Consider the following 10,045-nt stretch of genomic DNA (forward strand, 5'->3'; position numbering starts at 1 on the left):
CCTGGTACCCCGTGCGGGGAATGCTCTGCAGCACCTGTTCGTCGCAAAGGGATACCAGCGCCTCCCGCACCGGCGATTTGCTCACATGATAGCGCTGGATCAACATGTTCTCGGTGATCACCTGGCCGTTCACAAAAACGCCGTTCACCACATCTTCGTAAACCCTCTCGTAGACCTGTTCCGTCAGGGTATTCTTGCTTGGCATTCCCCTCACCCTGCCCGCTGTGCGGGCAGCCCTTCCTTTTTTATCTTACCGGCTGGCCTGGGCAAGCGCGCGGGTATCCCCCTTGTCCGCTTGTCGCCGCGTTTTGATATTATCCGTAATAATATCAGTGATATTAGCATAGCGACTTTTTTCGACACTGTCAATATATCAAACAGTATTTTCATTGTTTGTTTTTTATTTTCATCTATTTAGCACAATTTCGTCCGGCTGTTTTTATCCATAATTTTCGGACGGGCTATTTTTCAAACCACAACTCCCTTGGGGCCGGCAGGGCCGGTGCTGTAAAACCAGCGCTCCTGGCTCGGGCTATTACGGCATTTTCGCCTTTAAAAATGCAGGCAGGCAGTTAAAAAGGGACGGGCGGCAGGCGGAAAACCGCCTGCCGCCCGTCCCTTTTTAACCCGGGGTTCCCTGCCCTCTTTCACAACCAGGTCAGGCAGGGCCATTTCCCCGGCCCTCCTTCCACCTGGCCGCGCCGCGTTTTAAAGCTGCAGTTCGCCCCGCACAATGTAGGCGATCCAGCCTGCCAGGTTGGTGGCGTGGTCGCTCATGCGCTCCAGATATTTTGCGATCAGCAGGTAATCGATGTACTGGGGAATTGCCGCGTTTTCCGCCGCCATGCGGTGGGCCAGCTCCTCCAGCACCTCCTCAAAGTAGTCGTCCTGCACGTCGTCCTGCCGGGCCACCTGCTCGGCGGCGGCCACGTCCAGCTCCACATACGCCCGCACTGTGCCGCTCACCATGCGCTGCATCTGAAAAAACATCTCGTCAAAATATGGAATGGGCGGCACCCGGGGCGCCTTTTCCAGGCGCAGCACATACTCACAGATGTCGCTGCAATGGTCCGCAATGCGCTCCAGGTCGGCGATCATGCGCATCACCGAGGCAATGCGCCGCCAGTCCCCCGCCACCGGCGCCTGCGTGACCACCAGGTCCAGGCACTCCTGCTCAATGCGGCGCTCCATCTCGTCAAAGGCGTCGTCGCCTTGTATGATCCCACACGCCAGCGCGGGGTCCAGGGTCTCCAGGGCCGTTTGGGTCCGGCCAATGGCCTCTTCAATGGCGCAGCCCATGTCCAGCACGTGCTGGCGCAGCTGGGCCAGCGCCTGGGTATAATCCACTCTCATCGCTCGCTCCTTTAGCCAAACCGGCCGGTGATATAGTCCTCGGTGCGCTTGTCCCGTGGGGTGGTGAACAGCTCTTTGGTGGGGCCGTATTCCACCAGCTCACCCAGCAAAAAAAAGGCCGTGCGGTCTGAAATACGTCCCGCCTGCTGCATGTTGTGGGTCACAATGACCACCGTGTACTTCTCTTTCAGCTCGGCCATCAGATCCTCAATGCGCAGGGTGCTGCCCGGGTCCAGCGCGCTGGTGGGTTCGTCCATCAGCAGCACGTCCGGCTGCACCGCCAGCGCCCGCGCAATGCACAGCCGCTGCTGCTGCCCGCCCGAAAGGCCCATGGCGCTTTTTTTCAGCCGGTCTTTCACCTCATCCCACAGGGCGGCGCCCCGCAGGCTCTGCTCCACCAGCTCGTCCAGCTCAGCCTTGCCGTGGCTGCCGTGCAGCCGTGGCCCGTAGGCCACGTTGTCGTAAATGCTCATGGGAAACGGGTTGGGCTTTTGAAACACCATGCCCACCCTGCGGCGCAGCTCGTTCACGTCCACGCTCTTTTCGTAAATGTCCTGCCCCTGCAGCAGCACCTGCCCGGTGATGCGCACCCCCGGGATCAGGTCGTTCATCCGGTCCAGCGTCTTTAAAAAGGTCGATTTTCCGCACCCCGAAGGGCCGATCAGGGCCGTGATCTCGTTTTTTTGGATCTGCATGTCAATGCCCTTCAGCGCCTCGGCCTCGCCGTAATAAAGGTGCAGCTCCTTTGATTGCAAAATGGGGGTTCCGCTCATTTTGCGCCCTCCTTGCTCTTCATTGTCCTGCGCACCAGCCGGGTGGCCGCGTTGAGCCCCAGCACCAGCAGCATCAGAATGGCGGCGATGGCGTAGCCCACCTCAAATTCGCCCCGCTCGCTCACGTACATATACAGCGCCACCGAAAGGGTTCCGCCGCTGCGGCCAAAAGCTGCAAACACGTTCTGGGCCACCACGGTGCCCACGCCCGCGGTGAACAGCAGCGCCGCACTTTCGCCCACAATGCGCCCCACCGCCAAAATGCAGCCGGTCACAATCCCCTCCAAAGACGAGGGCAGCACAATGGTGCGGATCATGTACCACCGGGTCGCCCCCAAACCCAGCGCGCCCTCCCGGTAGCTCCCGGGCACCGTTTTCAGGCTCTCCTGGGTGGTGCGGATGATGGTGGGCAGGATCATAATCACCAGGGTGCAGCCGCCCGCGAGCAGGCTGGTTTTCAGGTGCAGCATCTGGCAGAAAAACAGCATGCCCACCAGGCCGTATAAAATCGACGGAATACCAGCCAGCGCCTCGGTGGCAAACTCCACCACCGCGATCAGCCTGCGGCTGGCGGCATATTCGGTCAGATACACCGCGGCTCCCACCCCCAGCGGCAGCGCCGCCAGCAGCGCAAAGCCCACGATGTAAAGGGTGTTCAGCAGGTTCGGCAGAATGCCGATCGTCCCCTTTAAAGCGCTGGGCGCGGTGCTCAGCAGCTCCCAGGTAATGCCGGGCAGCCCCTTGAGGAAGATATAGCCGATCAGCCCCACCAGCAGCGCACAGGTCAGGGCGGCTGCAAGGTACACCGCGCCTTTCAGCAGCGCTCCTTTCAGCCTGCGCACCTGCGCGTGGGCCCCTTCCGCCGTTTTGCCGTGCGCCCTGCCCGCGGGCAGGGCGGCGCATGCCTCCAGCGTGCTCATTCCTTGTTCCCCCTTTTCAGCACCCGGCCCAGCAGGCCGTTTACCAGCATGATAAAGATAAACAGCACCAGCGCAATACTGAACAGCGCCTGCCGCTGCAGGCCCCCGGCGTAGCTCATCTCTTTGGCCACCGCGGTGGTCAAAAAGGTCACGCTTTTGAACAGCCCGGGCATGTTGGCCACATTGCCCGCCACCATCATCACCGCCATGGCCTCGCCAATGGCGCGGCCCACGCCCAGCACCACGCCCGCGCCGATGCCGCTTTTGGCGGCGGGCAGGCTCACCTTGAACACGGTCTCCATCCAGGTGGCCCCCAGCGCCAGGCTGGCCTGCTCATAATCAGGCGGCACGGCGTTCAGGGCCGTTTCGCTCACCGAGATGATGCCCGGCAGGATCATCACCGCCAGCACCAGAATGGCCGCCAGCAGGCAGGTGCCGTTTTTCAGCCGGAACACCTCCATCATCAGCGGCACCAGCACCATCATGCCCACCAGGCCGTACACCACGCTGGGAATGCCCGCCAGCAGCTCCACCGCCGGGCGCACCACGCCCGCCAGGCGCGGTCCCGCCACCTTGGAAAGGAACACCGCGGTGAGCACCCCCACCGGCACGCCGATGATCACCGCGCCCAGGGTTCCCCAAAAGCTGGTGAGGATAAAGGGCAGAATGCCGAATTTCGGCTCGGCGGCGGTGGACTTCCACTCCGCGCCCAGCAAAAATTCTTTCAGGCCGATCTCGCCGATGGCGGGCAGGCCGGCGGTCACAATATAAAGGGTAATCAGCGCCACAAAGGCGATGGCCAGCATGCCGCAGCTAAAGAACACCGCGTGCATCACAGCTTCCGTGATATGCTTTGTTTTCACAGGGCAGCCCCTCCCGGTTTTAAACTTGGGGAAAAGCCGCATGGCCACAAAGGTCATGCGGCTTTTTCATCTCATGGTTTGCCTGGCTCTCAGCGCAGGGGCACCGCACCCGCGTCGGCGACCATCTGCTTTGCGTCCTCGCTCAGGGCAAAATCCACAAAGGCCTGGGCGGCGGGGCTCAGGGCCGCGCCCTCCTTGGTCACAAACACGAAGGGGCGCTGGATCTTGTAGGTGCCGTCCTGCACGGTGGCCTCGCTGGCAGCCACGCCCTCCACGGTCACGGCCTTCACCTTTTCATCCACAGCAGACAGCGAAGCGTAGCCGATCGCATTCGGGTTCGCGGCTACCGCGGCGATCACCGCGCCGGTGCTGGTGAGCTCCTGCTCGTATTTGCAGGCGTCCTTCACCTCCACAATGCTCTCAAAGCCGTCGCGGGTGCCGCTGCCGGCCTCACGGCCGATCAGCACCACCGGGGCGTCAGCGCCGCCCACGTCCTTCCAGTTGGTGATGGTCCCGTCGGCCAGGCCCTTGATCTGCTCCAGGCTCAGGTCGGCCACGCCGTTCCCGTTGTTCACCACAATGGCAATGCCGTCCAGCGCAAACACAGTCTCCTTCAGGCCGCCCGCCTTCTCCTCGTCCTTCAGCGCCCGGCTGGAAAGGCCGATGTCCAGGGTCCCCTCCAAGGCGCCGGTGATGCCCGCGCCGCTGCCGGTGGGGTCATAGGTCACGTCCACGCCGGCGTTGGCCTGCATAAAGGCTTCGCTCAGCGCGCCGATCACCTTTTCCACGCTGGTGGAGCCGCCGGTGGTCACACCGCCCTCCAGGGCGGCGTCAGGCGCCTGGGTGGGCGCGGCCGCGGAGGCGGGCGTCTGGGTCGGATCGGCAGCGGGCGTGCTGGATGTACCGCCGCCGCAGGCGGCAAAGCTGGCGGCCAACGCCAGGGCTGCGGTAAGTGCAAGAATTTTTTTCATGGTACTTTCTCCCCTTTTTGTCGTTCTGTCCATGTTCTTTCCTGGAACGCTTTCAGTATAGCTCCGCCTTTCGAAAATCCGCTATCACAAACCGGTTAAACCTGGGTAAAACCTGTGGCTGGGTTTGAAAAAGCAATTTTACAAAGCGCCCCAACACGGCGGCGCGCCGTCTGCGCCGCGCAAAAGCGCAAAAAGCAGCCCCCGCTTTTATCCAAAGCAGGGGCCGCGCCGGGCGTTTCAGGCCCGGTAAAGATTTTGTTGTATGTAATCCTGGTCGAACCGGATCCCAAGGCCCGGCAGGTTTTGCAGGGTGAGCTGCCCGTCCCGCACCGCGGGCCCCTGGGCAAACGCCCCCGCCCACCAGTCCGGGATATGCTCCAAAAGCCCCCCGGTTGGGCTGGCGGCCATCACATGGGCGCTCACCTCCATCAGCACGTGGGCGGTCACCGGCACCCGGAAGGCGCCAGCCAGCGCGCACACCTGCACAAACTCGGTCACGCCGCCGCAGCGCATCAGGTCGGGGTTGATCATATCCGCCCCCCCCAGGCGCAGCAGCTCGAACACCTCGCGGGTGGTGAACAGGCACTCGCCCGAGCAGATGCGGATGTCGCTGGCGCGGGCCAGCTCGGCGTTGCCCTTGTAGTCCTGGCAGTGCAGCGGTTCTTCCAGGTAGGTGATCCCCAGCGCCTTCAGCTCCGGCACAAGCTGCCGGGCCAGCTTTACGCTCCAGCCCTGGTTCACGTCCACCATGATCTCAAACCCGTCGCCCACCGCCCTGCGCAGGGCCTCCAGGCGGCGAAGGTCCTCGCGCGGGTCGGGGAATCCCAGCTTGAGCTTATACCGGGTGTACCCCTGGCTCTTGAACCACAGCGCCTCCTCGATCATCTCCTGCTGCGGCACCAGCCACCCGCCGCTGCCATATACCGGCAGGGTGTCGGTTCTGGCGCCCAGCAGCTTATACAGCGGCTTGCCCGCTTCCTGGGCGATCAGGTCCCACAAAGCGGTGTCCACCGCCGCGTAGGCAGACATGGCAAGCCCGGTCTGCCCGCAGCCGCCCATGGTGCCCTGGGCCTCGTTCCAGTAGCGGCGCACGTAGGCGGGGTCTTTCCCCCTCAGCGCCCGGCAATACCCCTCCACCAGCACCTTCATGGCCTCGGCCTGGTCCGGGTTAAAGGTGTACGCCATGCCCACGCCGGTGTACTCCTCGGTGTCCAGCTCCAAAAACACATGCTCGATGTATTCCAGGCTGTACACCGCGTTGGGCAGTGGCCGGGTAAGCTTTTTCGAGATATGGTAAACGCGGAAATCCTTTACGATCAAATCCATCCACTCCTTTTTATTTGGGTCCGGCGGCCGGGTCGGGTCAATGGCGCAGCAGCCGCACCAGCCCCATGCTGATGTCCGGCACATAGGTGATCAGGGCCAGCGCCGCCAGCGAGGCCACAAGGTAGGGCACCAGCGACCGTATGGTGGAGCCCAGCTTCGCCCCCGCCAGGTCCGAGCCCATGAACAGGCACAGCCCGAAGGGCGGCGTGACCATGCCCACCGCCAGGTTGCACACCAGGATCACGCCGAAGTGGATCAGGTCGATGCCGTAGCTGGCCGCAATGGGGGCCAGCAGCGGGGTCATAATAATAATGCAGGAGGAATTTTCCATAAACATACCCAGCACCAGCAAAAGCAGGTTCACCAGCAGCAGGAACACGTATTTGTTGCCGGCCACGGTGCTGAAGAATTCGGCCAGCATCTGGGGCACGTGCTGCTTGGTCAGCACCACCCCGAACACCGCCGCCACCGAGATGATCAGCAGGATCGAGGCCGCCAGCAGCCCGGATTCCAAAAACACCTTTTTCAGCCGCGTCCAGCTCATCTCCCGGTAAACAAACATGCTCACCAGCACGCTGTAGATCACCGCGACCGTGGCCGCCTCGGTTGCGGTGAAAAAGCCGCTGTAAATGCCGCCCAGAATAATGACCGGGGTCAGCAGCGCCAGGATCGAATCCTTAAATGCGGCCCAGATCTCCCTGCCGCTGTAGGCCCGGTCGCCGCCGTAGTGCTTTTTGCGGCTTACAATGGCCGCGATCACAATAAACGCCACCGCAAACAAAATGCCGGGCACAATGCCCCCCGTGAACCCGTCGCTGATCGAGGTGCCCGCCATAAAGCAGTACAGCACCATGGGCACGCTGGGCGGGATCATCACCCCGATACAGGAGGCCGAAGCCACAGTGGCCGCGGAAAAGGGCGCGGAATATTTCTTCTGCAGCATACCCGGGATCAAAATCGCTCCCACCGCCGCGCAGGTGGCCGCCGCCGAGCCGCAGATGGCCCCAAAAAACAGCGACACCACAATCGCCACAATGGCCAGCCCCCCGCTGAACCGCCCCACCAGGGTGGAAAAAAAGCGCACCAGCCGCTTGGAAATGCCCCCCTCGGCCATGATGTTGCCCGCCAGGATAAAAAAGGGCAGCGCAAGGTAGGGGAACGAGTTGATGCCCGCGAACATGCGCTGGGCGATCCAGACCATGCTCATCGAGGGGTCGCTGGCAATGGCCGCCACGCAGGCGGCGCCCAGAGAAAAGGCGATGGGCACCCCCGCGGCAAAGCACAGCAGCAGGCAAATGTAGATAAACGCGCTCATTCCTTTTCCTCCCCCTTCCAGCGTTCATAGGTGTTTGCCACCAGGTTCAGCAGCATCATGCCCAGCCCCAGCGGCATGGACAGGTAGAACCAGAACATCTTGATGCCCTTCATGCTGGAAGCGTCGCTGTTGAACCCCAGGGGCAGGTACTTGCAGCAGCTGTACAGTGCAAAGCACAAAAACACGGCCGATACCAGGTTCACCGCTTCTTCCAGCGCGCGGGCGGCTTTGGGCGGCAGCAGGTCGTGCACCACGTCCACCTTGATCAGCGAGCCCCGCCGGCAGCACACCGCGGCGCCCAAAAAGCACAGGTAGATCATGGTGTAACGGGCCGCCTCCTCCAAAAAGGCCACCGAGATGTGCAGCGACCGGGTCACGATCTGCAAAAACACCACCAGCGCCAGCAGGGTCAGCACCGCCACCACCAGGTTCTCAAAGACCTTGTTCAGGGCGTTTACCACCTTGATATATGTTTTCATAGGCCTCTCCTTTCGGTTTTAAAAAGGGCGGGAAGCTTTTTCCTCCGGCTCCCCGCCCCCGGCCGCGTCACATTGCTTTAATGCGCTCCAGCGCGTCGCCGTAGGTGGAGGCCAGCGCCTCGTGCAGCGGCTGGATGGCCGCGCGGAAGGCCTCCTTGTCCACCTCGTTCACCTGCACGCCCGCCTCCTTAATGGTGGCAAGGCCGCTGTCGGTGTACTCCTGCAGGATCGCGGTGGACTGATCCTCCGTCTCGGCGATCGAGCTGGTAATGGCCTCCTGCTGGGCCGGGCTCAGCCTCTGCCAGGTGGCGTTGCTGATCGCCAGCAGCACCGGCGCGTAAAGGTGGTCGGTGAGCGAAAGATATTTCTGCACCTCGTGGAACCCGTTGGAGCAGATGGCATTGATGGGGTTCTCCTGCCCGGCAATGGTTCCGGTCTGCAGGGCGCTGAACACCTCGGTCACCGCCATGGTCACCGGGGTCGCCCCCAGCGTCTCCCAGGCCTTGATCTGGATGTCGCTCTGCATCACCCGCAGCACCACGCCCTTCAGATCCTCCGGCTTTTCAATGGGCCGCACGTTGTTGGTGGTCTCGCGGTAGCCAAAATCCAGCACCCCCAGCGAGCGGATGCCCACCTTGTCCAGGTCGGCCCGGATGTCCTCGCCGATGTCGCTCTTCCACACGCGGCGCAAATGGTCGTAGTCCTGGATCAGATAAGGGATCTCAAACAGGCCGCACTGCTCCGAAGTGGCCGACAGGGGCGAAAAGGAAACGATCATCACGTCAATGGTGCCCGCCTGCAGCCCCTCAATGTATTCCGTCTCGCTGCCCAGCACACCGCCCGCCTGAATGTCCAGGCTCACGGTACCGCCGCTGCGCTCGCTCACCAGCTTGCCAAAGTATTCCAGATCCTTGTAATAAGCCGAATCCTCGCTCATGGTAATGGCACAGGTCAGGCTCACCGGCGTGTCCGCCGCGCCCCCCTGGCCCTGGCTGCCGCTCGCGGGCGCGCCCCCGCCGCTGGCCGGGGCCGCGCCGCAGCCCGCCAAAAGTCCCAGGGCCATGCAGCCCGCCGTCAAAAATGCCGTCGCTTTTTTGTTCCATGTGCACTTCATTTCATCCATCTCCTTTTGTTGTTGCAATCACTCTTTAATGGGGTTGCGCAGCACGCCAAGGCCCTGTACCTCGCATTCCACCACATCCCCCGGCTTCATGTAACGGGGCGGGTCAAACCCCATTCCCACGCCCGCGGGGGTCCCGGTGGCAATGATGTCCCCCGCCTCCAGCGTCATCCCCCGCGACAGTTCGCTGATCACTTCCGCCACGCCCCGGATGAACGCCCGGGTATTCGCGTGCTGCCGCACCTCGCCGTTCACCCGGCTCTCCACCTCCAGCTCCGGCGGAAAGGCCACCTCGTCCCCCGTCACCAGGGCCGGCCCCATCACCGCAAAACCGTCCAGGCTTTTGCCCCGCAGCCACTGTGCATGCCTGCTCTGCAGCGTCCGGGCCGACACATCGTTGAACACGCTGTAGCCGAAAATGTGTTCCTCCACCTGCTCCGGCGGGATGTCGCGCCCGCCCTTGCCCAGCACCACCGCCAGCTCTGCCTCGTAGTCCAGCGCCTCGTCCAGCCCCCGGTGGCTCTCGATCGCCTCCCCCGGCCCCAGGATGCGGCCGGCGCGCTTGGCAAAGTACACCGCTGCCGCCGCCTGCTTCATCTGGATCGCCCGCTCGCACTCGTCAAAATGGGCCTGGTAGTTCACTCCCACACACAAAATGTCGTGTACCGGGCGCCCGATGGGGGCCAGCAGCTCCACTTCGGCCAGGGGCAGCAGCCTTGCCGCCGGCGCGTCTCCCCGCGCAAAGGCCTCCAGCGCTCCCCGCTGGGCGGGGCCCAGCCCCCGGATCAGCTCGTTCATATCGGCAAAGCCGCACCCCTCAAACTGTTCCAGCGGCGCAACGCTTTCCCCTCCGGCATCCAGTATGCCCAAAGCTTCCGCGCCCCACGCCCTGTATCTCACAAATCGCATCGCAGCCTCCTTTCAC

The 10,045-nt window shown here is 62.8% G+C and carries 11 protein-coding genes; all 11 read right to left on the bottom strand.

Annotation, left to right across the window (positions count from 1 at the left end; translation table 11 throughout):
* On the bottom strand, positions 1–205 hold a 205-nt coding region (locus tag ACMLHZ_RS13905; RefSeq protein ID WP_418668271.1), incomplete at its 3' end, for a GntR family transcriptional regulator.
* A 503-nt stretch (positions 206–708) separates the two neighbouring features.
* Positions 709–1,353: a phosphate signaling complex protein PhoU gene (phoU, locus tag ACMLHZ_RS13910; protein WP_418668272.1), complete on the bottom strand. Its 645-nt coding sequence runs from the start codon at positions 1,351–1,353 to the stop codon at positions 709–711.
* Positions 1,354–1,364: 11 nt separating this feature from the next.
* Positions 1,365–2,126, bottom strand: coding sequence for a phosphate ABC transporter ATP-binding protein PstB (gene pstB, locus ACMLHZ_RS13915; RefSeq protein ID WP_418668273.1), 762 nt, complete (start codon positions 2,124–2,126; stop codon positions 1,365–1,367).
* Positions 2,123–3,046: a phosphate ABC transporter permease PstA gene (gene pstA / locus ACMLHZ_RS13920; protein ID WP_418668274.1), complete on the bottom strand. Its 924-nt coding sequence runs from the start codon at positions 3,044–3,046 to the stop codon at positions 2,123–2,125. The genes pstB and pstA overlap by 4 nt, the downstream gene beginning before the upstream one ends.
* Entirely contained in the window at positions 3,043–3,879 is an 837-nt protein-coding gene (gene pstC, locus ACMLHZ_RS13925; RefSeq protein ID WP_177562635.1) for a phosphate ABC transporter permease subunit PstC, read from the bottom strand. The genes pstA and pstC overlap by 4 nt, the downstream gene beginning before the upstream one ends.
* Before the next feature lie 119 nt (positions 3,880–3,998).
* Entirely contained in the window at positions 3,999–4,880 is an 882-nt protein-coding gene (locus ACMLHZ_RS13930) for a phosphate ABC transporter substrate-binding protein (RefSeq protein WP_418668275.1), read from the bottom strand.
* A gap of 237 nt (positions 4,881–5,117) precedes the next feature.
* Positions 5,118–6,206 carry a mandelate racemase/muconate lactonizing enzyme family protein gene (locus tag ACMLHZ_RS13935; protein ID WP_418668276.1) on the bottom strand — a complete coding sequence of 363 codons (1,089 nt, stop codon included), beginning with the start codon at positions 6,204–6,206 and terminating at the stop codon, positions 5,118–5,120.
* Positions 6,207–6,243: 37 nt separating this feature from the next.
* Positions 6,244–7,521 carry a TRAP transporter large permease gene (locus tag ACMLHZ_RS13940; protein WP_418668277.1) on the bottom strand — a complete coding sequence of 426 codons (1,278 nt, stop codon included), beginning with the start codon at positions 7,519–7,521 and terminating at the stop codon, positions 6,244–6,246.
* On the bottom strand, positions 7,518–8,000 hold the full coding sequence (locus tag ACMLHZ_RS13945) for a TRAP transporter small permease (protein ID WP_177562608.1): 483 nt from the start codon (positions 7,998–8,000) through the stop codon (positions 7,518–7,520). Before ACMLHZ_RS13945 ends, ACMLHZ_RS13940 begins: the two co-directional genes overlap by 4 nt.
* Before the next feature lie 67 nt (positions 8,001–8,067).
* Positions 8,068–9,114, bottom strand: a complete 1,047-nt coding sequence (locus tag ACMLHZ_RS13950; protein WP_418668278.1) for a TRAP transporter substrate-binding protein — start codon at positions 9,112–9,114, stop codon at positions 8,068–8,070.
* Between the two features lie 27 nt (positions 9,115–9,141).
* A complete protein-coding gene (locus ACMLHZ_RS13955) occupies positions 9,142–10,029 on the bottom strand; it encodes a fumarylacetoacetate hydrolase family protein (RefSeq protein ID WP_418668279.1) in 888 nt (295 codons plus the stop codon).
* Positions 10,030–10,045 lie beyond the last annotated feature (16 nt).

Origin of the sequence: Allofournierella sp. (assembly GCF_048388525.1) — a bacterium.
Taxonomy (GTDB): Bacteria; Bacillota; Clostridia; order Oscillospirales; family Ruminococcaceae; genus BQOK01.

What these genes read in the sequence shown, in the direction of transcription:
- phoU (WP_418668272.1), bottom strand. Translation starts at nt 1,353, where the DNA reads ATGAGAGTGGATTATACCCAGGCGCTGGCCCAGCTGCGCCAGCACGTG.
- pstB (WP_418668273.1), bottom strand. Translation starts at nt 2,126, where the DNA reads ATGAGCGGAACCCCCATTTTGCAATCAAAGGAGCTGCACCTTTATTAC.
- pstA (WP_418668274.1), bottom strand. Translation starts at nt 3,046, where the DNA reads ATGAGCACGCTGGAGGCATGCGCCGCCCTGCCCGCGGGCAGGGCGCAC.
- pstC (WP_177562635.1), bottom strand. Translation starts at nt 3,879, where the DNA reads ATGCACGCGGTGTTCTTTAGCTGCGGCATGCTGGCCATCGCCTTTGTG.
- ACMLHZ_RS13930 (WP_418668275.1), bottom strand. Translation starts at nt 4,880, where the DNA reads ATGAAAAAAATTCTTGCACTTACCGCAGCCCTGGCGTTGGCCGCCAGC.
- ACMLHZ_RS13935 (WP_418668276.1), bottom strand. Translation starts at nt 6,206, where the DNA reads ATGGATTTGATCGTAAAGGATTTCCGCGTTTACCATATCTCGAAAAAG.
- ACMLHZ_RS13940 (WP_418668277.1), bottom strand. Translation starts at nt 7,521, where the DNA reads ATGAGCGCGTTTATCTACATTTGCCTGCTGCTGTGCTTTGCCGCGGGG.
- ACMLHZ_RS13945 (WP_177562608.1), bottom strand. Translation starts at nt 8,000, where the DNA reads ATGAAAACATATATCAAGGTGGTAAACGCCCTGAACAAGGTCTTTGAG.
- ACMLHZ_RS13950 (WP_418668278.1), bottom strand. Translation starts at nt 9,114, where the DNA reads ATGAAGTGCACATGGAACAAAAAAGCGACGGCATTTTTGACGGCGGGC.
- ACMLHZ_RS13955 (WP_418668279.1), bottom strand. Translation starts at nt 10,029, where the DNA reads ATGCGATTTGTGAGATACAGGGCGTGGGGCGCGGAAGCTTTGGGCATA.